22 protein-coding genes are annotated in these 25,330 nt (G+C 27.2%); 6 read left to right on the forward strand and 16 right to left on the reverse strand.

All coding sequences use genetic code 11. The features are described 5' to 3' along the window. Nucleotides 1-12 precede the first annotated feature (12 nt). Both B0175_RS09150 and carB read right to left on the reverse strand, forming a co-directional pair. Entirely contained in the window at nucleotides 13-456 is a 444-nt protein-coding gene (locus B0175_RS09150) for a Sua5 YciO YrdC YwlC family protein (RefSeq protein WP_108528281.1), read from the reverse strand. Then, entirely contained in the window at nucleotides 456-3,701 is a 3,246-nt protein-coding gene (carB, locus tag B0175_RS09155) for a carbamoyl-phosphate synthase large subunit (RefSeq protein WP_108528282.1), read from the reverse strand. The genes B0175_RS09150 and carB overlap by 1 nt, the downstream gene beginning before the upstream one ends. 114 nt (nucleotides 3,702-3,815) lie before the next feature. On the opposite strand from carB, the gene B0175_RS09160 reads away from it, so the two are divergent. Continuing rightward, on the forward strand, nucleotides 3,816-4,634 hold the full coding sequence (locus tag B0175_RS09160; protein ID WP_108528283.1) for a polysaccharide deacetylase family protein: 819 nt from the start codon (nucleotides 3,816-3,818) through the stop codon (nucleotides 4,632-4,634). Nucleotides 4,635-4,648: 14 nt separating this feature from the next. On the opposite strand, the gene nhaA is transcribed toward B0175_RS09160, so the two are convergent. Genes nhaA through metX form a run of 3 tightly spaced genes read right to left on the reverse strand, consistent with a single transcriptional unit; the run spans nucleotide 4,649 to nucleotide 7,270 of the window. After that, nucleotides 4,649-5,944 (reverse strand): Na+/H+ antiporter NhaA, encoded by a 1,296-nt coding sequence (gene nhaA / locus B0175_RS09165; protein ID WP_108528284.1) that lies wholly within the window; start codon nucleotides 5,942-5,944, stop codon nucleotides 4,649-4,651. A 22-nt stretch (nucleotides 5,945-5,966) separates the two neighbouring features. Continuing rightward, complete coding sequence (xseB, locus tag B0175_RS09170; RefSeq protein ID WP_004509607.1) at nucleotides 5,967-6,164, reverse strand: exodeoxyribonuclease VII small subunit; 198 nt, start codon at nucleotides 6,162-6,164, stop codon at nucleotides 5,967-5,969. Next, the gene (gene metX / locus B0175_RS09175) at nucleotides 6,161-7,270 is read right to left on the reverse strand and encodes a homoserine O-acetyltransferase MetX (protein WP_108528285.1); all 1,110 of its coding nucleotides are present in this window, start codon (nucleotides 7,268-7,270) and stop codon (nucleotides 6,161-6,163) included. The genes xseB and metX overlap by 4 nt, the downstream gene beginning before the upstream one ends. Before the next feature lie 202 nt (nucleotides 7,271-7,472). On the opposite strand from metX, the gene B0175_RS09180 reads away from it, so the two are divergent. Then, nucleotides 7,473-7,736 (forward strand): hypothetical protein, encoded by a 264-nt coding sequence (locus B0175_RS09180; RefSeq protein WP_108528286.1) that lies wholly within the window; start codon nucleotides 7,473-7,475, stop codon nucleotides 7,734-7,736. 28 nt (nucleotides 7,737-7,764) lie between these two features. Here the strand turns inward: B0175_RS09180 and ftsZ are convergent, their stop codons facing one another. The 6 genes from ftsZ to arsC form a co-directional block, all read right to left on the reverse strand. Then, entirely contained in the window at nucleotides 7,765-8,898 is a 1,134-nt protein-coding gene (gene ftsZ, locus B0175_RS09185) for a cell division protein FtsZ (RefSeq protein ID WP_108528287.1), read from the reverse strand. Continuing rightward, complete coding sequence (gene ftsA / locus B0175_RS09190) at nucleotides 8,898-10,280, reverse strand: cell division protein FtsA (RefSeq protein WP_228156103.1); 1,383 nt, start codon at nucleotides 10,278-10,280, stop codon at nucleotides 8,898-8,900. Before ftsA ends, ftsZ begins: the two co-directional genes overlap by 1 nt. A gap of 13 nt (nucleotides 10,281-10,293) precedes the next feature. After that, complete coding sequence (locus B0175_RS09195; RefSeq protein ID WP_108528289.1) at nucleotides 10,294-11,751, reverse strand: peptidylprolyl isomerase; 1,458 nt, start codon at nucleotides 11,749-11,751, stop codon at nucleotides 10,294-10,296. A 62-nt stretch (nucleotides 11,752-11,813) separates the two neighbouring features. Then, a complete protein-coding gene (locus B0175_RS09200; protein WP_108528290.1) occupies nucleotides 11,814-14,141 on the reverse strand; it encodes an AAA family ATPase in 2,328 nt (775 codons plus the stop codon). Further along, nucleotides 14,141-14,506 (reverse strand): hypothetical protein, encoded by a 366-nt coding sequence (locus B0175_RS09205; protein ID WP_046997435.1) that lies wholly within the window; start codon nucleotides 14,504-14,506, stop codon nucleotides 14,141-14,143. Before B0175_RS09205 ends, B0175_RS09200 begins: the two co-directional genes overlap by 1 nt. After that, the gene (gene arsC, locus B0175_RS09210) at nucleotides 14,503-14,853 is read right to left on the reverse strand and encodes an arsenate reductase (glutaredoxin) (protein ID WP_047022657.1); all 351 of its coding nucleotides are present in this window, start codon (nucleotides 14,851-14,853) and stop codon (nucleotides 14,503-14,505) included. Before arsC ends, B0175_RS09205 begins: the two co-directional genes overlap by 4 nt. Before the next feature lie 97 nt (nucleotides 14,854-14,950). On the opposite strand from arsC, the gene B0175_RS09215 reads away from it, so the two are divergent. Both B0175_RS09215 and B0175_RS09220 read left to right on the forward strand, forming a co-directional pair. Beyond that, nucleotides 14,951-16,642: a flagellar hook-length control protein FliK gene (locus B0175_RS09215; protein ID WP_108528291.1), complete on the forward strand. Its 1,692-nt coding sequence runs from the start codon at nucleotides 14,951-14,953 to the stop codon at nucleotides 16,640-16,642. Between the two features lie 2 nt (nucleotides 16,643-16,644). Next, nucleotides 16,645-16,929 (forward strand): EscU/YscU/HrcU family type III secretion system export apparatus switch protein, encoded by a 285-nt coding sequence (locus B0175_RS09220; RefSeq protein ID WP_046991696.1) that lies wholly within the window; start codon nucleotides 16,645-16,647, stop codon nucleotides 16,927-16,929. A gap of 10 nt (nucleotides 16,930-16,939) precedes the next feature. On the opposite strand, the gene B0175_RS09225 is transcribed toward B0175_RS09220, so the two are convergent. Further along, a complete protein-coding gene (locus B0175_RS09225) occupies nucleotides 16,940-18,676 on the reverse strand; it encodes an ABC-F family ATP-binding cassette domain-containing protein (protein WP_108528292.1) in 1,737 nt (578 codons plus the stop codon). A 105-nt stretch (nucleotides 18,677-18,781) separates the two neighbouring features. Between B0175_RS09225 and B0175_RS09230 the strand changes: the two genes are divergently transcribed. Then, nucleotides 18,782-19,291: a ClbS/DfsB family four-helix bundle protein gene (locus B0175_RS09230; RefSeq protein ID WP_108528293.1), complete on the forward strand. Its 510-nt coding sequence runs from the start codon at nucleotides 18,782-18,784 to the stop codon at nucleotides 19,289-19,291. 36 nt (nucleotides 19,292-19,327) lie between these two features. Here the strand turns inward: B0175_RS09230 and B0175_RS09235 are convergent, their stop codons facing one another. The 4 genes from B0175_RS09235 to B0175_RS09250 all read right to left on the reverse strand — a co-directional run bounded on the left by B0175_RS09235 (nucleotide 19,328) and on the right by B0175_RS09250 (nucleotide 24,557). Beyond that, nucleotides 19,328-20,074 carry a group I intron-associated PD-(D/E)XK endonuclease gene (locus B0175_RS09235; protein ID WP_108528294.1) on the reverse strand — a complete coding sequence of 249 codons (747 nt, stop codon included), beginning with the start codon at nucleotides 20,072-20,074 and terminating at the stop codon, nucleotides 19,328-19,330. Next, a complete protein-coding gene (dcm, locus tag B0175_RS09240) occupies nucleotides 20,067-21,008 on the reverse strand; it encodes a DNA cytosine methyltransferase (protein ID WP_108528579.1) in 942 nt (313 codons plus the stop codon). Before dcm ends, B0175_RS09235 begins: the two co-directional genes overlap by 8 nt. Before the next feature lie 254 nt (nucleotides 21,009-21,262). Then, a complete protein-coding gene (locus B0175_RS09245) occupies nucleotides 21,263-22,450 on the reverse strand; it encodes a tetrahydrodipicolinate N-succinyltransferase N-terminal domain-containing protein (protein ID WP_108528295.1) in 1,188 nt (395 codons plus the stop codon). A gap of 103 nt (nucleotides 22,451-22,553) precedes the next feature. Then, complete coding sequence (locus B0175_RS09250; protein WP_108528296.1) at nucleotides 22,554-24,557, reverse strand: HAD family hydrolase; 2,004 nt, start codon at nucleotides 24,555-24,557, stop codon at nucleotides 22,554-22,556. Between the two features lie 383 nt (nucleotides 24,558-24,940). Here B0175_RS09250 and B0175_RS09255 point away from each other — a divergent pair, with 383 nt between their 5' ends. Beyond that, on the forward strand, nucleotides 24,941-25,312 hold the full coding sequence (locus B0175_RS09255) for a hypothetical protein (protein ID WP_108528297.1): 372 nt from the start codon (nucleotides 24,941-24,943) through the stop codon (nucleotides 25,310-25,312). Nucleotides 25,313-25,330: the final 18 nt, after the last annotated feature.

Here is a 25,330-nt window from a genome sequence, read left to right on the forward strand (position 1 = left end):
CAAATAGTGATATTATCGTAATTTCTTAAATCTTTTTTTAGAAAGTTTTATTATAGAAGAAGCAGTTGTTTCATAAAAACCATCGGCATTTTCTACTATTACATCGGCATTTTTTGAAGCATAATTTATCTCAAAATTTTTTGTTGTTTCATTTGCAGAAGTAGAATAAAGTACAGAAAATTTTGAAATAAAATCATAAAATTTACAATCTTTACTTACAACTCTAAAAGAGTTTAAATTTGGATATATGAAAGTAGTTTTTTTACTATTTCTAACAAGTTTTCTAAAATTCTTTGGAACTCTTGTATTTTTATTTAAAGTAAAAAAAGTATCAACTGTATTTAAAATCTTTTTTGAATTTGGTCTTTTTTTGATAGCTGAGAGTTTTTCATCATTTGATGATGAAAAACCCACTGTTGTATCTGTTTGAACTAGATAAACTAGAGCTGAATCCATTAGTTTTCTAAAAACTCTTGAATCGATTTTGGAGTTGAAACATCATTTGTTTTTAAAACTTTGATAGCTTCAACTGCAGCAAATGCAGCTGCAACAGTAGTAAAGTATGGAACATTCATTCTTAAAACTGCTCTTCTTATCTCTTTTCCATCATCTTTTGATGATTCTTGATCTCCACTTGTATTTATTGCCATTGCAATATCACCATTTGTAAGTAAATCAGTAATATTTGGTCTTCCTTCACTTACTTTTAATACTTTTTCGCAATCAATTCCAGCTTCTTCAATAATCTTATGTGTTCCACCTGTTGCAACAACTGTAAAACCGTTTTCAGTTAAACCTTGTGCAATACTTGGAGCAAATTCTTTGTCTAAATCACATAAAGAGATAAATACTTTTCCTTTTTTAGGAAGTTTATTTTTAGCAGCACTTTGAGATTTTGCAAATGCCATTCCAAAATTATCAGAAATCCCCATAACTTCACCAGTTGATTTCATCTCTGGACTTAAAAGTAAATCAGCTCCATTTAATTTATTAAATGGGAAAACAGCTTCTTTTACAGCAACGTGATTTTTAAGTCTTGGTTTTAATACATTATTATCTTCAAAAACAATATTTTTATCATAAACAGCAAGTGCATTTCTTAAACTTTCACCCCACATAACTCTAGTTGCTACTTTTGCCAATGGCATTCCAGTTGCTTTAGATACAAATGGAACTGTTCTAGAAGCTCTTGGATTCACTTCAATTAAATATATTTGACCTTTATGAATTGCATATTGAGTATTCATAAGTCCAACTACACCAAGACCTAAAGCCATCTCTTTTGTTTTAGTTTCTAACTCTTTTATTAAATCATCACTAATAGAAACAGGAGGTAATGAACAAGCAGAGTCACCTGAGTGAATTCCAGCTTCTTCAATATGTTGCATAATTCCACCAATATAAACTTCTTTTCCATCACTTATACAATCAACATCAAGTTCAATTGCTCTATCAAGGAATTTATCTATTAAAACTGGTGCATCATTTGAAACTGATACTGCTTCATCCATATATTGTTTTAATTCATCTGTTGAATAAACTATTTTCATACCTCTTCCACCAAGTACAAATGATGGTCTAACTAATACTGGATAACCGATTTTTTCAGCAATTTCTATCGCTTCAGTAACTTCAACAGCTGTTCCATTTTCTGGTTGTAATAAACCGATTTTTTCAACAAATGCAGAGAACTTTTTTCTATCTTCAGCTAAATCAATAACTTCAGCAGTAGTTCCTATGATTTTTGCTCCAGCTTTTGTTAAAGCATTTGCAAGTTTTAATGGAGTTTGTCCACCAAAATGTACGATAACACCATCTGGATTCTCTTTCTCAACTACACTTCTTACATGTTCAAAATCAATTGGTTCAAAATATAAAATATCAGAAGTATCATAATCTGTAGAAACAGTTTCAGGATTGCAGTTATACATTATAGTTTTTACACCCATTTCATTTAAAGCAAATGAAGCGTGAACACAACAATAGTCAAACTCAATACCTTGCCCTATTCTATTTGGTCCTCCACCAATAATCATAACTTTTTTATCAGTTGATTCAGTTTTATCTATTTTTGGAAGTTTTGTTACATTTGTAGTTGAGTATAAATATGGAGTTAAAGCTTTAAATTCAGCAGCACAAGTATCAACTTCATTGTATTCAAAATCAACATCTAAAGTTTTTCTTGCCAGATAGATATCTTCTTCAGTTTTACCTATTAAATTAGCAATCATTTTGTCAGAAAATCCGTTTGATTTTACTTTTCTCATAAAATCAGCATTTGTTAAAATTGATGAATCTATTGATTTTTCTAAATCATGGATCTCTCTAAATTTAGTTAAAAACCAAGGGTCAATTTTTGATAATTCAAAAATTTCTTCATTTGATAAACCTTGTCTCATACCTTCCATTAGGTATAAAAGTCTTTTATCATTTGGTCTTCTAATCTCTTTTTTAATAAAGTCTAAATCTTTATCTAAAATTCTATCAAATCCTACAAGACCAGTTTCCATTGAACAAAGTGCTTTTTGAATAGATTCATTAAATGTTCTTCCAATAGCCATTGCCTCACCAACAGATTTCATAGAAGTTGTTAAAGTTGAATCAGCTTTAGGGAATTTTTCAAAAGTAAATCTTGGAACTTTTGTAACTATATAATCAATTACAGGTTCAAAAGAAGCAGCAGTTCCAGTAATGTCATTTGTGATTTCATCAAGTGTAAATCCAACAGCTAAAAGTGTTGCTACTTTTGCAATTGGATAACCAGTTGCCTTAGATGCAAGTGCAGAAGATCTTGAAACTCTTGGGTTCATCTCAATTACAATCATTCTTCCTGTATTTGGGCAAATAGAAAATTGTACATTTGATCCACCTGTATCAACTCCAATTTCTCTTAAAATTGCAAAAGATGCATTTCTCATATCTTGATACTCTTTATCTGTAAGAGTAAGAGCAGGAGCAACAGTTATAGAATCTCCTGTATGAACTCCCATTGGATCTAAGTTTTCAATAGAACATACGATAATACAGTTATCATTTCTATCTCTGATAACTTCCATTTCATACTCTTTCCATCCAAGCATAGATTCCATAATTTCAATTTCATTTATTGGAGATGCTTCAATTCCAGATGCAGCAAGAACTTTAAACTCTTCCATATTATAAGCAACTCCACTCCCTCCACCAGCAAGAGTAAATGAAGCTCTTGAAATCACAGGGAATCCAATCTCTTTTGCCACTTTTATAGCTTCTTCTAAAGTATAAGCATTTGCACTTTTTGGTAAATCCATACCAATTTTTTTCATAGCTTCATTAAAAAGATGTCTATCTTCACCTTTTTTAATAGAATCAGGATGTGCTCCTAAAAACTTGATACCTTCAAGCATCCCTTTTTCATACATAGAAGTAGCAACGTTTAATGCTGTTTGTCCTCCCATAGTAGGTAAAATAGCATCAATATTCTCTTTTTCAATTATTTTTGCAACAACTTCTTCTGTAATTGGTTCAATATATGTTTTATCAGCAAATTCTGGATCAGTCATGATTGTAGCTGGATTTGAATTAATTAAAACAACTCTATATCCAAGTTCTTTTAGCGTTTTTGTAGCTTGAGTTCCTGAGTAGTCAAACTCACACGCTTGACCAATAACAATTGGTCCAGAACCAATAAGTAAAATAGATTTTATATCTTCTCTTTTTGGCATAAAAAATTCCCCATATATATTATAAAATTTGGATATTGTATCGAAAAAGCTCTTAAGATTGTGTTATGCAATGTTTTCATAATATTTGTTATTAATTAAAAAAGGAAAATATAAATGATAGAACAAAATAAAACTTATTTGAAAAATAGAGGATTTATTTTCTTTGTATTATTCTTTTTATTTACAAATTTATATTCTAATTCTACAAATTCTAATGAATATGAAGAGTTAAAAAAATCTATAAATATAAAATATAAAAATCAAATTCCAAAAGAGTGGAAAGAAAATGCAACGGGAGTTAAAACAAAATTAAAAACAAAAGAAAAAGTTTTAGCAATAACAATGGATGCTTGTGGAAGTTTATATGGAATGCAATATGATAAAGATTTGATATTATTTTTAGAAAAAGAGCAAATTCCTGCAACACTTTTTATAAATGCAAGATGGATAGATAAAAATTTAGAAGATTTTAAAGTTTTAGCAAATAATACTCTTTTTGAAATAGCAAATCATGGATTACTTCATAAACCAGCTTCAGTAAATGGAAAATCTATTTATAAGATTTCTGGAACAAAAAATATTGATGAATTAATTGATGAAATTGAATTAAATGCCAGAAAAATTGAATCAATTACACAAAAACGCCCTAAATATTTTCGTTCAGGAACTGCTTATTATGATGAAATTGCTGTAAAAATAGCAAATGACTTAAACCATGAAGTCATTGGTTTTTCAATTTTAGGAGATGCTGGAGCAACATTTAGTGCAAAAAAAGTTGAAGAAACATTTTTAAAAGCAAAAGGTGGAGAAATAATAATCGTACACTTTAATCATCCAAATTCAGGAACAAGAGCTGGTATGATAAATGCAATAAAAGAGTTAAAAAATAAAGGTTTTAAATTTGTTAAATTATCAGATTACTCTTTAGAGTAATCTAATATGTTTTGTTATGCTTTAGATATTTTAAATTTATAATTTATAGAAATTAATATCATTCCTATAACTGTCGCCATAAATGAAGCAGTGAATATTCCTATTTTTATAGCAGAAATAGTATCTTCATCAATAAATGCTAAATTCGCAATAAATATAGACATTGTAAATCCAATACCAGCAATAAATCCAACAGATATTATTTCAAACCAAGAGATATTTTTTGGTTTTTTTATGATATTTAACTTTGTTGCAGCATATGTAAATCCAAAAATTCCCAAAGGTTTTCCTACTAATAATCCTAGTGCTACACCTAAAACTATCATCCAATTTGTCCAAACAGTAGAAAAATCCAATAAAACTCCTGCATTTGAAAATGCGAATATTGGCATAATAAAAAATGCTGAAAAACCGTGTAAATCGTGTTCTAATCTGATAAGTGGATTTTGAACTCTATCATATCCATATGCAATTCCTTCTAAAGCATTTATCTGTCTATGATTTAATATTGGTTTATCATCCATACATCTTTCAAACTCTTCTAAATCAGCTTTAGTTTTTTCTATAAATTTTTTTTCATTCATTCTTGAACTAATAGGAATAGCAAAAGCCAATAAAACTCCTGCAATTGTCGCGTGAACTCCTGTTTCATGGATAAATATCCATAAAAAAATACCTAAAAATAAATAAAAAGAAAGTTTTTTTACATCAAAATAGTTCAAAAGCCAAATTAAGCCATAAACAAAAGCCGCATGTAAAAAATACTCTAATTTTAATTCACTTGTATAAACAGTTGCAACAACTATAATTGCACCCAAATCATCTATAACAGCAAGAGCAACAAGGAATAATTTAAGTGCAGTATTTACTCTTTTTCCAAGTAATATTAGCATAGCAATGGCAAAAGCAGTATCAGTTCCCATTGGGATTCCAAAACCAATAAAATTATCTGGATTCAATGCAATATAAATTGAAGCTGGAACTATCATTCCACCTAAAGAAGCAACAAAAGGAAACATCGCTCTTGAAACACTTGCAAGCTCTCCTATTAGTAACTCTCTTTTTATTTCAAGACTCACCATAAGGAAAAATAGCGCCATTAAACCATCATTTATCCAAAGGCGAAGAGGCATTGATATAATAAAATCACCTATTGCAACACCTAAAGGTTTATCCCACAAATTAAAATAAATGTCACCTAAACTAGAATTAGCAACAATTATGGCAAATAAGGTTACAAATAAAAGTAATATACCACTTAAGGCTTCTTTTGAGATAAAATTGTCTATTACTTTATATTTTTTTACCATAATTGTCTCCTTAAAAATCTATCTAATCTTTGCTTTCTACTGAAAAAACAAGTTTTGCTTCATCAAGAAGTTTTTGTGCAACTTCTAGCTCTTTTATACCATCTTTATAAAGTTTTATAGAATCGCTAAGTGTAATTTCAGGATTTGAAAGTTTTTCTAAAAACTCTTTTGCATTTGAGATTTTATCTTCAAAATTTACTTTTTCTAAATTTTCTTTCATTCATTATCCTTTAAAATATCTTTTACATAATCTTGAAATTTTTCAACTTCAACTAAAAAAGAGTCATGTCCTGAGTTACTATTTATAAGTTTATACGTAACTTGATTTTTTCGTCCAAGTTTTATCATAATATCTCTTATTTCTTCCATCTCTTCAGGGAAAAACAACATATCATCACTAAATGCTATTAGATGCAGTTTTGCTTGAATTTTATCAAATGAATCTTCTAGCTTATCTTTATTTCTTCCAGCATCAAAAATATTTATCGTTTTACAAATATATAAATATGAAAGCGGATCAAAAAATTTTGGAAAACTATAAGAGTTATATTCAAGATATTTTTCTACTTCAAATCTTCCAAAAAGTTCATATAATCCATCAGTTGTTACATAATCTCTACCAAATTTATTTTTAAATAAGTTTGGACTAAGATACATCATAAGCCCTGCCATTCGTCCAACTGCAAGTCCAGGAAGTCCTAAAGCTTTTAAATCTTCTTTTTTATAGTTTCCATTATTAAAAATTTTATCGTGTCTTATAGCCTCTATTGCTATTTTATTTATTCCAATAACCCAAGGTCTTGTATATGCAGTTGTTGCTAATGCGATTATATGTTTTGCAAAAGTTGGATATTCTATTGAATAACAAAGAGCTTGCATTCCTCCCATACTTCCACCAACAACTGCAACGGCATTTTTTATACCTAATCTTTCATATAATTTCATCTGTGCTTTTACAATATCTGATATTGTAATAACTGGAAATTTTAATCTATATTCTATTTTTGTACTTGGGTTAATACTCAAAGGATTTGTCGAACCATACGAACTTCCTATTGTATTTGAGCAAATCACAAAATATTTTGTAGTATCTATTGCTTTTCCATCACCTATAAATTTATCCCACCAACCTGGCTTTGCTTCATCAGCATATCGACCTGCTGCATGATGACTTCCTGAAAGTGCGTGACAAACAATAATTACATTTGATTTATCTTTATTTAATTCACCATAAGTTTCATATATTAATTCAAAAGATTCTAAAAGTCTTCCACTTTCAAGATATAAAGGTTCATTAAATTTTTCTACTTTTGTCTCTATTTTCAAAATTTATTCCAACCATAAAAGTTTTAAGACTTTAGTGTATCTAAACTATCCTAAGAAAGATTTTAGCTATAAATTTTAATGATTTAAGAGTGAAAATTATCAGATATTTAACTCTTAAATAAATCAACATAAAATATATAGCTCTTATCATAAGCAAATTTATATATAATTAGTCAAAATAAATCTTATAAAAAGGAATTTTATGAATAAAATAGAAGAACTTCAAAAAATATTAAAAACTGATGTTTTATTAGAAGTAGAAGCTGAAATAGATGCTTTACAAAAGTTGATAGCAAAAAATAAAAGTAAAGATTTAGAAAATGAACTAGAATATATGCTTGATGTAAAAAAGTTTTATGATGAAGCTTTAATTTTAATAGAAAAAGGAAAATTAACTCAAGAAGAAGCTATAAACATATTATTAGATTTAGAAGATATGAGAGCTGATGATGAGGATGAAATATAAAAAAGATTTAAACTTTAAAGTTTAAACCTTAATTTAATGGATACTCAATAGTATAACCTCTCATTAGAGGTGGAGTATCTAAAGATGTTTCAGCATTTTCTGTTTTTATAACTTCAATATCTTCCACTTGTTCTTCTGAATCTGTTTTTTCTTCATTTTTAGATTCAAATCCAGTTGCAATAATAGTTATTTTTACTTCATCCCTATCAAATGTTGCATCTGTTGTTGTACCAAAAATAATTTGTGCATTTTGATCAACTTTTTCATGAACTGTTTCCATAATATCACTGATTGCTAAAAGTGAAATATCTGGATTTACAGTGAAGTGAATTAGAATACCTTTTGCTCCATCAAGAGGAACTTTTTCTAATAATGGAGAATTTATCGCATTTTCTAAAGCTCTTTGTGTTGCTTCTTCACCTTTTGCTTTTCCAATTCCCATTAAAGCTATACCTTTATGTTTCATAATAGTTTTAACATCAGCAAAATCGGCATTAATATCTGCACCACTTCCAGGATTTAAAATAACCTCACTCATTCCATTTACAGCTTGATAAAGGATATTATCTACTATTTTAAAAGCATTTTTTATACCTAAACTTGCATCAACAATCTCTGTTAATTTATCATTTGATATAACTATTAATGAATCACTTACTTTTTTTAACTCTTCTAATCCAAGATTAGCTAAACCTGCTCTCATTTTTCCTTCAAATGAGAATGGTTTTGTAACAACTGAAACAGTTAAAGCTCCTACTTCTCTAGCAGCTTTAGCAATAATAGCAGCAGCACCAGTTCCAGTTCCTCCTCCAAGTCCAGCAGCAACAAATACTATGTCTGAACCTTTTAAAGTCTCTTTTATCTCTTCATAACTTTCAAGTGCAGAATTTCTTCCAACTTCTGGATCCATTCCTGCACCAAAACCATTATTTAGTTTATGACCTAACTCTATTTTTTTTGGAGCTTTTGATACATGAAGAACTTTTAAATCTGTATTTGCAACAATCAAATCAATTTTATGTGAACCTTCATCTATCATGTGGTTAATCATATTACAACCACCTCCACCAACTCCAATTACAGCAATTTTTGGAAGGTTATTAGATAAAACCTTACTTGGCATATCTACTCTGATATCATCTTCTCTAAATAAATTTTCCATTAAAACCACTCCGATAATTTATTCCAAAGTCCAGAAACACCTTTTTTCTTGTCTTTTACTAAAGGCTCTAAAACTGCTCCACTATGTTGTTTTGGTTGCATATAATCTTTATTAACTGTGTTCATAGTGTTATTCATATTTGACATAGTTACTTTTTCTACAACTCTTTCTCTTCTTACAGGTCGAATTAATTTTTTACCTGAATCTAATTGATAACTTCTATTTATTCCTAAAGAATACATCAATAAGCCAACTACTGTTGACATATTTGTTTCATCAAAACTAATTTTAAAATTATTTGGTAAATTTTTTGGAGTTGAAACACTAACAGGAATCCCTTCAAAAATCTTTTTAGTTAAATCTTTTATTCCACCTAATGAACTCATACCACCAGTTAAAACTATTCCCGAACCAATATTATCAAGTAATGCACTCTTTTTTAGTCTATTTTTTACTAAAACTAAAATTTCTTCAACTCTTGCATGAATTATTGTTTGAATATAGTCAAGTGCAACTTCTGTATAACTATCCTCATCATCCGTTCTTGGAAGAGTTACTTTTGTGGCACCAACTTCATTATTTCCAGAATAATCTCTTGTTAATGAACCATATTCTATTTTGATTTTTTCAGCAGAAATATTTGGTGTATGAAGCATAACAGATAAATCATTTGTAATATTTTTTGAACCTGCAGGAATAAATCCATTATAAACAATAGAATTTCCTTTAAAATATACAAATTCAGTTGTTGTTGAACCAAGATTTATAACAACTGCTCCAAATTTTCTTTGTTGTTCATCAAGCACTGATAATGATGAAACATAAGAATCTAAAGCGAATTTAACATCATCAATACCTGATATTTTTAGTGCTGATTTGATATTAATCAAAGCATTTCTTTTTGCAGTAACAATATAAACTGCTACTTCAAGTCTATTACCATTCATATTCAAAGGATTATCAACTTCTTCTTCATCAATTCTAAAATATTGTGGAATTACATGAACAACTTCGTATTCTGGAAGAATGATAGCATTTGATAAAGCCATTTGCATAGCCTGATTTATATCTGCTTCTGTTACTAAACCATTTGGAACGTTAACTGCACCACTTCCTTTTATACCTTTTGTATAATTTCCAGAAATTGATACAACTGTTGTTCCTATTGCTTCTGTTACACTCTCTTTTGCTTTTAAAATAGCATCTTTTATAGTTTTTGAAGCATCTTCAATGTTAATAATTAAACCTTTATTAACACCTTTACTTTCACTAATACCTATTCCTAAAATATCTATATTATTATCTGCATCATATTTTGGTCTTGCAATAACAGCAGTTATTGCAGATGAACCAATATTTATTGTTAAAAAAGTATCATTCATATTATTCAATTTATTACTCCTTTGTCTGGATTGAAGATTTGATATTAAAACTATTTTCTAATTTTTGTAATAAATTTGTCATAAGTTCTGTTTCTTGAAGTTGCATTATTGCATTTTTTACTACTTCATCTTTTGTTTTATCATAATCTTTTATTTTTGAACTATTTATTCTATATAAAACTATTTTATCCCCTATTCCAATCACTCCTTCTTTAGTTGTAGCAAAGAATAGTTGATTTAAAAAATTTGCTGATTCTTCTTGAGACAAACCTGCAATTTTTGAAGTTCTAGTAACTCCTGAAATATCTGTTCCTTTAAAATCTTTTTGCTCAGCTTTCGCTTGTTCTTGTAATTTTTGTGCTCTTAAAACTTTTTCATAATCTTGTGTTGCTTTTGCTTTTGCCTGATCAAAATCTAAAACTTTCGAAGGATTTATTTTTACAACTTTTACTATAATATATTTTCCATTTTCAACAAATGGTTTTACAACTTCACCACTTTTTACTTCTTTGATTTTTGCTATATTTTCCTGTGAATATGTAAGTTTAGATTCTGAAATATTTAAAGTTTTATCAAATTTTTCTTCATCTTTTTTAAGTTTCAAATAAATTTTTAAAGCTTCAGTTTTTGTAAATTTATCATCTAAATCTGTTTTGATTTGTGGTGTCGCTTCTTCTAAAGATTTGATTTTTCCATCTTCATGTTTATAATCAATTTTAAATTTTTCATATTGTTCTTTGATTTCAGCTTCAGTTGAGTTTGAGTTCATAAAAGGAATCTCTTTTATCTCAAAATCATAAGTAACTTCTGACATATAAGAGTTTTTATTATCTTCCCAATATTTTTTTAAACCTTCTTCATCAACAGAAACTTTTATATCATTTGCAGATAAAATTTTTATTGTAATATCATCTTCTAAAAATAATAATTTACTTACATTTTCAATTTCCCAAGAAGTTGGATTTACTTCAAACAAAGATTGAACTTTTTGTAATAAAAGTGTTCTTTTTAGAGATTCTTCAAAATGTTTTGGTGTTAATCTATTTTGATTTAAAACTTTAACATATGTATCTTTATCAAATTTCCCATCTTTAAAGAAAGCGTCATATTTTAATAATTCTTTTGCTACTTCTTCATCTGTAACATCCAATCCTAAAGAATCACCATATGCCATAAATAGATTTTTTTGTAAAACTTGATTATAAGCTATATCTTTAAGTCCTAATTGCTCAGCTACTTGATTATTAAACATATCACCAAACATTCTTGAATATTGTGAATAAAGATTTGAATACTCTTGTTGATATTCTTCAACAGTTACTTCTCTATCACCAATTTTAGCTACTACTCCACCTTGTTTTCCATAATCGTAAGAACCCCAACCAACAAATCCAGCTCCAACGAATGCAATTGTACTTATCCATATTGTAATTACTAACCACTTTTTGTGTCTTTGCATCCAAGTTATCATAAAATCTAACCTCTTTAAAAATTTTTAGAAGAGATAATACAAAAAAGTTGCTTTTATGTTCGTTAAATACTAATCATTTCAACATTTGATAAATCAATTTTTGGCTCTTTTTTACTTAATAAATCATTTATTACTGATTCTCTTATTGTAATCTCTAACTTTTTACAAGCACTTTTAAAAGCCTCTTCTTCTCCAACAATAAAACACATTTTTTTTGCTCTTGTAATTGCTGTATAAAGTAGTTTTGTATTATGCATAATATAGTGAGAAAAACTCATAGGAATAAGTGCATTATCATACTCCATTCCTTGAGTTTTATGAATAGTTAAACAATAAGCCAATGATAAAAGATGATGAACATTTTCAAAGTCATAAAATACTACCATATCATCATTTGGATACAAAACAATACATTTTTCTTCTTCAAAATCAAGTTTTATTATAAGACCTAATTGACCGTTATAAACTCTTCTTTCTAAAAAATCTGTTGAGCCACTTTTATACATACTCATAGTTTGAGCTTTCATATTCTCATTTTTTATATGAATTACTTTATCTGTAAGTTTATATTCATAGATTTTTGAAGCAAAAGCTTTTCCTTTTGTGTGATTGAAAAGTTTTTGAAGTTGAATATTTAGATTATCAACTCCTAAAACTCCTCCTTTCATTGGAGTAATTACTTGAAAAAGTGTCAAAGCTTTTGATATTTTTTTCTTTTTTATAAAATCATAATAATCTTGGATATAAGTTGAAGAGATATTTAAAATATTATTTAAAATATATTCGCTATTTTCACCTCTTAAATCTGCAAAATCATTTGATGAAACAGAGTTTTTCATTGCATAATAGTTTGCTATTGAAACATCAATAAACCTAAAATCTTCATAATCTTCTTTGTAATTAGGAAGTTCTCCACGTCTTATATCATTTGCAATAACTGCTATTGCTTGATTTTCATTTTGTCTATAAATTTTTGTAAGTTTACAAATAGGTGCTAGTTCATATTTTATTGCATCTGCTAAAATATTTCCAGCTCCAATAGCAGGAAGCTGTCCATCATCTCCAACAATTATAAAAATAGTATCATCATCAATCTTTGAAATAATTTGATAAAAAGTAACTGAATTTACCATAGAAGCTTCATCAAGTAAAATAGCTTTATAAGGAAAAAAATCTTTCTCTTTATGTTTTACAAGTAAACTTTGAATAGTTGAAGAGTTATAACCTGTTGTATCACTTATTCTTTGACTTGCTATTCCACTTAAAGCAATAGTCATAATATCATCATAACTCATTATCTCTTCAAGAAGTTCTAATATCGCCCTACTTGATGTTGACTTTCCAGTACCAGCGTAACCAATCAAAAATAGAGTTTTTTCTCCACTATTTATAAGTTCAACTGCTTTTTTTTGCTCAACACTAAGTTCAAAACCTAAAGTTTCTTGTTTTTTAACTAAATATTCATCAAAAGAAGCGATAATTTTCTTATTTTTTTCATCTTTTCTTCTACTAAAAAACTCTAAAATTCTTTTTTCTGCATAATAAAGCATAGAAAGTGCAACTCTATTTTCACTTGTAACAAAAAGCTCTTCATCTACTAACATTTTTGAAATTGCTGATTCATATAAAAGTTCTTGATTTGAAAATCTCAAACTTTCATCTAAAAGTTTATATAAATGAAATTTATCTATTGAAGAGTTTCCGTTGTTATCGCAAAACTCTCTTAAAGTATAGTTTAAACAAGCCATTATTCTAAACTCTGATTTTGGGTCAATTCCAAGTGATTTTGCTATTTCATCAGCTCTTTTAAAACCTATTCCTTTTATATTTATCAAAATATATGGATTTTGTTTGATTTTTTCTATTAAGTTTTCAACTTCACCAAAAGTTGAATATATTTTTGTAATTAAGTTTGAAGTTACTCCAAATTTTCCTAAAAATGAACCAAGTTCTCTTAAATGTTTAAACTTATGCCAAGATGCAACAATAGTTTCTAGTTTTTTATCTTTTATACCTTTGAAATTTAAAAGTTCATTTGGTCTATCATTTAAAATCTCAATCAGTTCATTTTCACTATATCTTTCTAAAAGTTCACTAGCAAATTTTTTTCCTACACCTTTTACAATTTTTGTAAGAAAAAAGAACATTTCAGCTTCTTTAAGTTCTAAAGTATCAAACTCAAACTGAACTCCATATTTTTTATGAGTTGTCCAATTTCCAGTCAAAACAACCTCTTCTCCAACTATTTTTTCAATATCAGTGTCAAAATATGTTCCACAAACTTTTTGATTGTTTTCTAAAACTGCAATTATGTATTTTGTTTCATCATTTTTATATAAAACTTTTTTTATAACTCCTGATAATTTGAAACTTTTATACTCTTCTTGCATTAATATCCATCATTGAAAGTTTGTTTTTTATGTTTATCTTTTTTGTAGTTTGTTTTATTTTTCTCTTTTTGAAGTAAATTTGCATCTTTTAACAAATTTGCTCTTTCTTCCTCAAAAGTTTCACTATGATTTTGTGTATAACTTATCGTTTTAGAAATAAATGCTTTTAAATTTGTATAATATTCAGAATATAGCTCAACTTCTTTAGTTTTATTCATATCTTCTAAATTTTTTTTAGTTCTAGTTTTAAATAACTCTTTATCAAAATTTTCTAATTTTAATAATGAAATAGTTCTTGTAAAAAATTTTTCTAAAACTCGAATATATTTTATTCTTTGTTGTTTTTCGTTTACTTCAAAATTCATTTAAGTAGTTCTTCCAAATTCTCAATTGGTCGTGCAATAACTGCAACATCACCTTTTATGATAATTGGTCTTTCAATTAAAATAGGATTTTTTACCATAATTTCTATAAGTTTTTCTTCGCTACTTTCATCTTTTAGATTTAAAGTTGTATATAGATCTTCATTTTTTCTTAAAAGTTCTTGTGCGCTTATATTTAACTTTTTTAAAACTTCTTTTAATTCTTCTTTTGAAGGTGGATTTTCTAAATAATTTCTAACATCTGCTTTAATTTTTTTATCTTCTAAAAGAGTCATAGCATTTCTTGATTTTGAACAGCTTTGATTGTGCCAAATTTGAATATCTTGCATAAAATACCTCTGCTTATTAAGTTTTTTATTATATCTAAAACTTTTTTATAGAAGATAAAAGCTTACAATTTGTAAGATTTATGTTATACTCATCATTATGTTAGTTTCAAATGGAAGTTTATTAAATATACTATTACCAAACAACAATAAAGTTTTAAATGATGTACTAAAAGAAGCTGATTCAAAAAATTTAGAACAAATGGTGAAAAATTCAACTTCATCAACTTCAGCAAGTACTATTTTAAAAGAGCTTTTTACAAGCCTAAAAGATGGAACAAAATCAAATTCAACTATAGAAAATATGATAAAAAACTCTACTACTTTTAAAGAGTTAGGAAATGTATCTACAAATTTATCTTCTTTAGTTGATGAGCTTTCAACTGATGAAAACTTACAAAAGTTTAAACCCGTACTCGAAAACTTTTTAAAAGATGTCAAAAATATAGATGCAAATGCTTTAAAAGAACAGATAAAAAATTCTGGAATTTTTTTAGAATCAAAACTTTCACAAACACCTAATTCTAAACTTGAAAATGTGTTAACTCAACTTCAAAATTTGGTAAAAGACATAAATACACCTCAAGCAAAACAAGTAAACGAACTAATAGATAAACTTTTACAAAATATAAAAACTCAAACGAATACAAATACACAAGTATCACAAAATCAAACAGCAACAAATGAATTTACAAACAATCTAAAAACTTTAACTTCATCTTTACAAAATCTAAATAACTCTTTAAATCCAACTCAAACACAAAATCTTTCAAATTTAGCAAACCAACTAAAAAGCTTAATAAATGAAGGAACTTTGGTTGAATCTAAAATAGAAAATAGTACAAATTTAACTGATAAAACGACTAATTTAGCAAATAATACAACTTTAAAAGATAGTATAAATTTACAAACAAAAGAGCTTTTAACACAAATAAAAAATGACATTATTCAAAATCCAAATATGTTGCAAAATAAAAATATTTTGCCAATGATTGATAACCTTTTGAAAATGGACAATTTATTTTCAAAAAATGATACTATTCAAAACTTTTTAGCAAATAGTAATTCATCTGGAAACTTAAGCACTTTTACGAGTAATTTTGCTTCAAATTTATCTCCACTTTTAACAACTTTAAAAGAGAGTTTAGAAACACTCAATCCAAATAATACTCATCTACAAAATCATTTAACAAAACTTGTAGATAAAGTAGAACACATCATCCAAGATTTAGCGACAACTCCAAACGGAAAGATTGATACAAAAGTAAGTGAAGATATGAAAACTGTTCTACTTCAAATGCAAGATGAATTAGCTTCAAAAACTGATCCAAAATCACTTGAAGTAGCAAAACAAGTTGATAAACTTTTAACTCAAATTGACTTACACCAATTAACTTCTATTGTATCAAACTCAAATTATGTATATTTACCATTTTTTTGGGAAATGCTTGAAGATGGTTCGATTGAAATGAAACAAAAAGATGAAGAGAAGTTTTTTTGTCAGATAAATCTTACTTTAAAAGACTTTGGAAAAGTTGATTTGATGCTTGGTTTATATGATAAAAACAAACTTGATTTGACTATTTATGCACAAAGAGAACATTTTAAAACTGCAATTAGAGAAAATATGCAACAACTAAAAATTGCTTTAAATAATGTCGATTTAATACCTGTAAATGTAAAACTTCTTGATATGAAAGAAGATAATAAAGAAAGTAGCAAACCAACACAAACTTATATAAATAACTACAATAACCAAGATTTATCTTCTGGAATTGATATAAGGGCTTAAAAATGCAAGAAGATATAAACAAAAACTTTATACAAAAAGCCGTTGCTTTAAAATATCAAATGGAAAAGGATAATGCTCCAAAAGTTACTGCAAAAGGAAAAGGTGTAACTGCTTCAAATATCATAAAAATTGCAAAAGAGAATAAAATTCCTATTCAAAAAGATGAAGATTTAATAGAACTTTTATCTCAAATTGATGTAGATAAAGAGATTCCAACTTCCATGTATAGAGCAGTTGCTGAGATATTTTCTTTTATTTATGATTTATCAAATAAAGCAAAAAAGTAAACTTTAAATATTAAAGCTCACTCATTTTTTCATCAAAATCTTTATTTATCTGCTCTATTTTCTCCATAACTTCTAAAATACTATTTTCAACTTTTGTTTTTTCTATTCCAAAAAGTGTAGAAGCTTTATTTTCTAACTCTTCAAGTTGCGCTTTTAAAGGTTTTAAATCTTGGCTTTTTTTTGCAACCAATTCTGCTCTTAATTTTTTGCTCTCTTTTTTATTTACTTTTGTTTTTTCAACTTTTTTCTTTGGTTCTTCTAAATCATCTTCCCAACCAATTTTTTCTAAAAACTCATCATAAGTTCCATTAAAATAATCTGCTCCATCATTTGTAAATACAATCAATCTATCACAAACAGCTCTAAGTAAATCTTCACTGTGAGTTACAATAATACAAGAACCTTCAAAAGCTTTTATAGCATTTGTAAGTGCTTCAATAGAGTCCATATCAAGGTGGTTTGTAGGCTCATCAAGGAATAGTAAATTTACATCTTGAGCGATAATTTTCCCAAGCATTACCCTACTTTTTTCACCTCCACTTAAAAGTGAGATTTTTTTCTTTGCGTTATCACCACTAAACATCATCAATCCACAAATATTTCTTATAGTTGATTCAGCTAATTTTACATTTACAGAGTGAATTTCATCCATTATTGTATTATTTTGGTTTAGATGAGAGATATTTGTTTGTCCAAAGTGTCCAAATACACAACTTGGATGATAATCTACACTTCCAGTTAATTGTTTTAATTCACCTGCAAGAACATTTAAAAGTGTTGATTTTCCTTTTCCATTTTTTCCTATAATTCCAATCGTTTCGCCTTTGTTTAAAGCAAAAGTTATGTCTTTAAATAAAATATTTTCTTTTGTATATCCAAAACTTACATCTTTAACTTCAAGTAAAAATTTAGCACTTGTATCTTTGTAATTAAAATCAAATTTTAGATTTCTATCATATTCAATATCTTCCAAAATATCCATTTTTTCTAAAATCTTTACTTTTGATTGAGCTAAATTTGCAGTTGCTGCTCTTGCTTTATTTTTTGCAATAAACTCTTCAAGTTCTTTGATTTTTTTCTCTTGTGCTATTTTTTGTTTTTCATAGTGTTCATCATTTTGTTCTAATAATTCATAAAACTTTTTCGTTCCACCTTGTACCATAAAAGCATTTTTTCTTATAATTCCCATAGTATGAGTACAAACACTATCCATAAAATCTCTATCGTGAGTGATAAGTATAACTTCACCATCAAAAGATTTTAAAAAAGCTTTTAGCCATCTAATAGATAAAATATCAAGGTAGTTTGTAGGCTCATCAAGTAAAAGCATATTTGGTTCAGTTAAAAGAAGTTTTGCTAAATTTATTCGTATTTGATAACCACCTGAAAAGCTTTTTGGCTCTTTTTGTAAATCACTTTCACTAAATCCTAATCCAAATAAAATTTTTTCAGCTTTATAGATGTTGTATTTATCATCTTCTCCTAAAGCTAAAGCTGTTTCATCTAAAAGTGTTTTTTCTGTAAAATCAAAATATTGTTTTAATGCTCCAATTTTATAGTTTTTTGGTATTGCAATTTCACCACTTTCGGCATGTTCTTCACCTAATACAAGCTTAAAAAGTGTCGATTTTCCTGTACCATTTCTCCCAACTAATCCTACTTTATCACCTTTATTTAATCGTAGGTTTAAATCACTATAAAGCTGGTTTGTAGGATAACTTTTTGATATGTTTATTAGTTCTATCATCTATGTCTCTTTTATGTAAATTCTATTTTTAAAGGTGGGATTATATGATATTGTCAGTTATATTATCATAAACTCATTTTTTTAGTATTTTGTAAAGGAGTTTTTATGGCTGTTCCAGTAAATAAAGAAGAGTTAATTCTTGCAATAAATACAAATTACAAAAAACTCAAAAAAGAGTTAGAAAATATTCCTATCGAACTTACAACTTTAAAAGATTTAGAAGGACATTCAAAAGGTACTTTAATGTCTATTAATAATCTTTTGTCATATCTTCTTGGTTGGCAAGAATTAGTCTTAAAATGGAATATAAAAAAACAAAATAAAGAAGAAGTTGATTTCCCAGAAACAGGTTATAAATGGAATCAATTAGGAAAACTAGCACAAAAATTTTATGAAGATTATAAAAATGATGATTTTAATACCTTGATTTCTAAACTGGATAAAAGAGTTGAAGAAATTTTAAAACTTATAGAAAATAAATCAAATGAAGAACTTTATGAAATTAGTTGGTATGAAAAATGGACTTTAGGAAGAATGATACAATTTAATACTTCATCGCCATACGCTAATGCTAAAGCAAGAATAAGAAAATGGAAAAAAAGTCATAATATTTAAAATAAAGTACTAATTTTTGACAATGAATACCTAATTTTAATTACTTGTCATTTGTTTTATAATATTCCAATTTTCTTTATATAAAGAAATTTCATCTAGTTTAACATTTTTACATTTACTATCATCTAATGAATCTGCCCAAGACATTGGAATAATATAACAAATCCCAACTTGTTTGTCTACAGCTACGTAGATATCACAATCTTTTGATGTTATTCTTTGCCCAATATTTTTTTCATGTTTATGGTCTATTCCCTGACCTCCTCTATCTCTATCTTTAAAACTTATATTATTACCTGAACTAATACCTTTTATTTGAACTCTTAAAAGCTTATCATTAAAATCAATAATTGCATCATATCTACTACTTCTTACATCTACACTGCTACAATTAAATCCAGCTAAAATTGCACGTGCGACAAATATAAATTCTGCACTATCTCCTGCATTTGCAGTCATTACTCCACTATCAATATGATTAATATTTACACTAAAACCATTCGTCATAGCAATATATAAAGATTTTTCAATAATTTTCTTTAAATCAGTTTTAATAAAATTAAATTCACTTTTTAATGTTTCATCTTTTAATGAATTTTCAATTACATCAATATTAATATTTGATAATTCATTTAAATTTATAACATTTGCAATATCATCAAAAAATTTAGATTGATAATATCTTTTCAATTCAGACTCTGTTAAATCATACTTATTTGCAATTAATTTTATAGAACTTTTTTTATAATTATTTTTCTTTAATTCATCAATATATTTACACATTTAATGCCTTTTTAATCTCTTTTGCTATTGCTTCTATCACGGGAACTGTTACTGAATTTCCAATTTGTTTATATAAATGTGATGTTGCTAAAGAATCACATAAAATAAAATCATCATTATATCCTTGAAATCTGGCACACTCTCTTGGAGTAAGTTTTCTAATATCCTTTTTATCAATAACCAATGGTACATTATGCCCACCAGTACCCATATTTGCAGTTAATGTTGGACATAATTTACTTTTATTTTCTCTAACATATTTTCTTCTCCACTGATATACTGTATCTTTATTTATCATTTCTTCTTTTAATAAAGAATAATATTTACTTTTTGAATAATAAAATTTTTCCTCAACTTCATCATCAAGTAAATCATTGATAGTTTTTGTTAATTTTTTAGGTTTTGGGAAATTAAATTTATCATAACTTTCTTTATCTTGAAAGCCAACTATATAGATTCTTTCTCTATTTTGAGGAACATTTGCATATTCTGCACTATTCAATACTTTATAGCTTATAAAATATCCCCTATTTTCTAATTCCTTAATTATAATGCTAAATGTTCTACCTTTATCGTGTCCTTGTAAATTTTTAACATTTTCTAAAAAGATAACTTTAGGTTTTAAATCATCTATAAATCTTAAAATTTCAAAAAATACATTTCCTCTATCATCTTCAAAGCCTTTTCTATATCCTGCAACAGAAAATGCTTGACAAGGAAATCCTCCTGTTAATATATCAATTTCTTCTACTTCATTTGTTTGTAAATCTCTTAAATCTTTTTCAAAAAGTTTGTGCTTATGATTTTTTCTATAAGTAATTGCGGCATTTTTATCAATTTCATTTGCCCATGAAATTTCAAAACCAACTCTTTTAAAGCCTAATTCAATCCCACCAATTCCTGCAAATAATCCACCAACTTTTAAATTATTCATAGACTTATTACTATTAAACACGGTATTATTTTCTACATTAACATCAAACGAGTTTTGTATAGTTCTACTCATAATTTATCCTTTTTGATGTGCATACTATCATTTTTATTATTCTTATTTTAAAAATATATCAAATTGTAATATTTTTTATTTATTTTATCTAAACTATATTAATCAAAGAGTTAAATAAAAGAAATATAAAAAAAGGTAAAAGAAATTTTTCTCTTACCTTTCAAACAATTTAATAAATTATATTAGTGTAAATCAGCGTTTAGTTTGATTTCTCTTGTACTTCTCATAGCAATTGTTTGACCAGTTGAAGAATTTACTCTAAAGTGAACTCCATTTACTCCGATAAAATCGCTACCTTTCATAACATTAGAGATTTCTTTTCCTGGATTTATAGCTTTTAGTTGTTCTACTGCTTTATCTGAAAGTGCGATTTTTGTTCCTGGAAGGATTGTAACACCTGCATCTAAAATACAACCATCACCAATAGTTGTTCCCGTACAAGAATTTGCTCCTAAAAGTGTATTTTCTCCAATAGTTACAGGAACACCATCAGTTCCGCTTAATACTCCAAGAATTGAAGCTCCTCCACCAACATCACTTCCAGCTCCAACAACAGCGCTTGAAGATATTCTTCCTTCAACCATAACGCTACCTAAAGTTCCTGCATTGAAGTTAATATAAGCAGCACCAGGCATAACTGTAGTTCCAGCTGCTAATTGAGCTCCCATTCTAACTTTTGAAGTTTCTAAAATTCTTGTATTATCAGCAGGAATAACATGTTGTAAGAATCTTGGGAATTTATCTACAAAATCAATATTTGGATATTTTGCACCAATTTTTAAAACAATTTCATTTGCTCTTAGCCAGTCAAGTTCAATTGGTTGATTTCCTACCCAAGCGCAATTGTGTAATTTTCCAAATGCACCATTTAAATTAAGACTTCTTAATGCTGCTTTCCCAGTAGAAAGCGCATAAAGTTTTAAATATACAGCTTCTGTCGACTCAGGTGCTACATCTTCAAAAATAAATACAACTCTATAATCATCTGCTGTTAGTCCAGAATCAATTGGAAGAGATGCTAAAGTTGAAATAACTTGAACATTTTTATGTGCATCACCTTTTGATTCAGGAATAAATGGTCTAAAAGCTTCAACACAAGAAGTTAAAAATTCATCTGAAATTTTACATACTAATTCAGATTTTGATGTATCTACATTAACTCCTGCCACTTTTAAAGCATTTAAAAAAATTGCTGCACTTCCAAAGTTCTCATTCCAGTTAATTACTGGAAAAGTTGCTTGAAGTATTTTATCTTTATTTAATTGTCCTCTATCAACTCTTGCAATACCAAATCCAATTGGATTTTTGTACCAAGATTGTGCTTGAATATCTTCTACTAATTGTTTAAATTCATCTTTTGTATAAGCCATTAGTTCTTAATCTCCTATAAATTTTTGGTATATTGTACTATAAATAAGACTAATATTAGGTTAATTAAAAAATAGTGAAAAAGCACTATCTTAGAAAAACTTTTTAGTTCTTTTCAATTTTTAAAGACATTTTTATTTTTTCTAACTTATTTTGAATTCTTTTTATAAGCTTTGCATCTATCTTTTTATCTAAACCTTTATATGGTTTAGAATTATATTTTTCGTCATAACATAAAACGTCCTCAACTTTATTTCTTTTTGCATAAAGCTCTTTTATTTTTGTTGCTTCTTTATCTTTAGAAGGTGCAACTAAAAGAGAATAAAGTATTGCACAAGCAACACCAAATTCCAGATTTTGAGTTTTTAAATCCATACTTTGTGCTGAAAAAATATTACCTAAAACTCTTTCATCTTTTTGAAGTTTTCTCAAAGGATCTCGACCAACTCTATGACAACTATCTTTAAATGAAACTCTGCATCGTTTTATAAAATTATTTATAAACTCTAAAATATAATCTTTTAATTCTGGTGTTTCATTTATCAAAAAAGGCTTTATTTCATTTTCCATAATCTTTTTTGCTAAAGAATATACTCTTTTATCTCCAATTCCTTGTCCTATTGTTTTGTATCCTAGAAGTGAAGAGTACCAAGCTATAATTGCGTGTGTTCCATTTGAAAGTTTATTTTTAATATTTTGCATAACATCTATATTTGATACAGTTTTAACTTGTCTTAACGTATTTAAAATTGGACTATTATTATCAGCATAAATCAAAATATCTGGTTCACTGGAAAATAAATCTATATTTAGTTCATCTATTTCAGATAAGTTTTCTTTTAATTGTTTCAAAGCATTTGAAATTGGAATATTTGAAACCATACGATTAACTACAGTTTCGCAAAAATCAGTATTATTGATGATTTGTGTTGCTTCTTTATCTTCAATGATTGTTTTAAGAGATTTTAATATATGTCTTTTTACATATTTTTTTGCACCTATTTTATTCATTACAATTAAAATAGTAAGTTTTTTATCATATTTTTCATATCTTGCTTTTAATCCCAAAGCTATATTTATTGCTTGAGTTTTTATTGCAGATTCGGGAAGAGTTAGAGCTATAATATCGCTTTCAATATACATTTTATCCATAGCTTCACGGTCATTTAAATCAATAATATTGATTCCTCTAATAATTTGATGATATGCGATACTTTCATATTTTATAGTATATTTTCCAGATGAATTTATCAAATCTTTTAAAAAAACATTTTTTGAAGCACCTGTTATTTTTTCTGGACGTGTATATCCATCCCAATGAAGAAAAATTTGAGACAAATAACCTCCACCAATTGCACCAAAACCGTGAATTCCTGCTTTAAATGAATCTGTACTTTGTGGAAAATGTTCATTTATAAGTGGTGGTTTCATCTTTGAAGTGTATAAAGCTAAATCTAAAACAAAATCTTTCATATTTTGATATCTTTTGAAAACTTTTTGTAAAATTTCTTCATTTGGATCTTTTATATCTTTGATATAAATTGGTAGTGTATTTGCATCTAAAGCAGATATTAGACCATTTTGCGAATCTTCAAAAACCAAACACTTATTTGGTTGACAGTTTAGTTCTTTCGCAGCTTTTATAAAAATATCAGGATTGGGTTTTCCTTTTTTTATTTCATCTCCACAAACTGTAATATCAAAAAAATGCATTACTCCTGCATTTAAAAGATATTGTTCTGCTATTTCCCTTCTACTTGAAGTTGCAAGTGCTATTAAAATACCATTCTTTTTTAATCTTTCTAAAACATTAAATAAACCTTCTTTTATTGGTACTCCATTTTGTTTTGTCCAATTAATTTCAAGTTCGTCTGCGAGTTTCCTTATCTCAATATAAGGATAATTTTCATCATATTGTTTTTTAATCAGTTCTTCCGAAGCTTTTGCACTCAAGCCCAAACATTGCGTTAAAATCTCTTCAGATAAACTCTCACCAAAAATCTGTTTTGAAGCTTGCTGAATCATTCTCATTCTTAACTTTTCAGTATCAAACATCGTACCATCCATATCAAAAATGGCAGCTTCTATCTCTTTATTATCAAATATCATATTGCTTTTACCTCCTGTGCTGTTTTGATTCCTTTTATGTTGATATTTTTGTTATTTTTCTTTCGAAAACCCTTCGATTTTAGCAGTTTTAAATAAATATTCACTTTATTGAAGGCTTAAAAGAAGGCTTCTTTATTATAAAAAGTACTCTTTGTTTCCTATATATTGGTAAGTTAAAAAAATTATGAATTTCTTGATATTTTCAATTTTATATCTAATTTTTTATTTAAAAATATTATATTTAGAAATATACACAAAGTATAAATAAATTAAAAAAAACAATTCAATTTATGCTAGATTTCGGTAATTTACTACATATTTTTTGTAAGTATAATTTACTTTATGCTATGATTGGAGCCAAAGTTTTTAGAAAGGAAAGTGAAATGTCTTCAACCGATAATATAATAAATGATTTTAATATTGGTTTTCTTAAAACAGCTGATAGCCTTAGAAGTCGTATTAATTTTCAAGAAAATTCTGAACTTTCAAGTTATGAAGAAACTTTAAATCAAGTAAGTTCTTCACCTATTGACCCATCAAATAACTATCTTCAAGTAAATAATTTTGCACTTGATAAACAGAATATGGTAATTCCTGAAAAAGTGACTTTAGATAATAGTATTTCTCAAGAAATGACGGAAAATGTACAAGAAGAAAATCAATTAAATTATAAAAATGATTGGCTAAAAAATATGGGAGCTGATTTACAAAATAGAGCAGAAATAATGAAAGCATTATTGAGTAACGCAGAATAATTTTCGCTAAATTAAAAA

The sequence above is a fragment of the Arcobacter lacus genome (genome assembly GCF_003063295.1).
Taxonomy (GTDB): domain Bacteria; phylum Campylobacterota; class Campylobacteria; order Campylobacterales; family Arcobacteraceae; genus Aliarcobacter; species Aliarcobacter lacus.

Bases quoted from the DNA above. Each gene is read 5' to 3' on its own strand.
- B0175_RS09150 (WP_108528281.1), bottom strand. From the start codon at position 456: ATGGATTCAGCTCTAGTTTATCTAGTTCAAACAGATACAACAGTGGGT.
- carB (WP_108528282.1), bottom strand. From the start codon at position 3,701: ATGCCAAAAAGAGAAGATATAAAATCTATTTTACTTATTGGTTCTGGA.
- B0175_RS09160 (WP_108528283.1), top strand. From the start codon at position 3,816: ATGATAGAACAAAATAAAACTTATTTGAAAAATAGAGGATTTATTTTC.
- nhaA (WP_108528284.1), bottom strand. From the start codon at position 5,944: ATGGTAAAAAAATATAAAGTAATAGACAATTTTATCTCAAAAGAAGCC.
- xseB (WP_004509607.1), bottom strand. From the start codon at position 6,164: ATGAAAGAAAATTTAGAAAAAGTAAATTTTGAAGATAAAATCTCAAAT.
- B0175_RS09180 (WP_108528286.1), top strand. From the start codon at position 7,473: ATGAATAAAATAGAAGAACTTCAAAAAATATTAAAAACTGATGTTTTA.
- ftsZ (WP_108528287.1), bottom strand. From the start codon at position 8,898: ATGGAAAATTTATTTAGAGAAGATGATATCAGAGTAGATATGCCAAGT.
- ftsA (WP_228156103.1), bottom strand. From the start codon at position 10,280: ATGAATGATACTTTTTTAACAATAAATATTGGTTCATCTGCAATAACT.
- B0175_RS09195 (WP_108528289.1), bottom strand. From the start codon at position 11,751: ATGATAACTTGGATGCAAAGACACAAAAAGTGGTTAGTAATTACAATA.
- B0175_RS09200 (WP_108528290.1), bottom strand. From the start codon at position 14,141: ATGCAAGAAGAGTATAAAAGTTTCAAATTATCAGGAGTTATAAAAAAA.
- B0175_RS09205 (WP_046997435.1), bottom strand. From the start codon at position 14,506: ATGAATTTTGAAGTAAACGAAAAACAACAAAGAATAAAATATATTCGA.
- arsC (WP_047022657.1), bottom strand. From the start codon at position 14,853: ATGCAAGATATTCAAATTTGGCACAATCAAAGCTGTTCAAAATCAAGA.
- B0175_RS09215 (WP_108528291.1), top strand. From the start codon at position 14,951: ATGTTAGTTTCAAATGGAAGTTTATTAAATATACTATTACCAAACAAC.
- B0175_RS09220 (WP_046991696.1), top strand. From the start codon at position 16,645: ATGCAAGAAGATATAAACAAAAACTTTATACAAAAAGCCGTTGCTTTA.
- B0175_RS09225 (WP_108528292.1), bottom strand. From the start codon at position 18,676: ATGATAGAACTAATAAACATATCAAAAAGTTATCCTACAAACCAGCTT.
- B0175_RS09230 (WP_108528293.1), top strand. From the start codon at position 18,782: ATGGCTGTTCCAGTAAATAAAGAAGAGTTAATTCTTGCAATAAATACA.
- B0175_RS09235 (WP_108528294.1), bottom strand. From the start codon at position 20,074: ATGTGTAAATATATTGATGAATTAAAGAAAAATAATTATAAAAAAAGT.
- dcm (WP_108528579.1), bottom strand. From the start codon at position 21,008: ATGAATAATTTAAAAGTTGGTGGATTATTTGCAGGAATTGGTGGGATT.
- B0175_RS09245 (WP_108528295.1), bottom strand. From the start codon at position 22,450: ATGGCTTATACAAAAGATGAATTTAAACAATTAGTAGAAGATATTCAA.
- B0175_RS09250 (WP_108528296.1), bottom strand. From the start codon at position 24,557: ATGATATTTGATAATAAAGAGATAGAAGCTGCCATTTTTGATATGGAT.
- B0175_RS09255 (WP_108528297.1), top strand. From the start codon at position 24,941: ATGTCTTCAACCGATAATATAATAAATGATTTTAATATTGGTTTTCTT.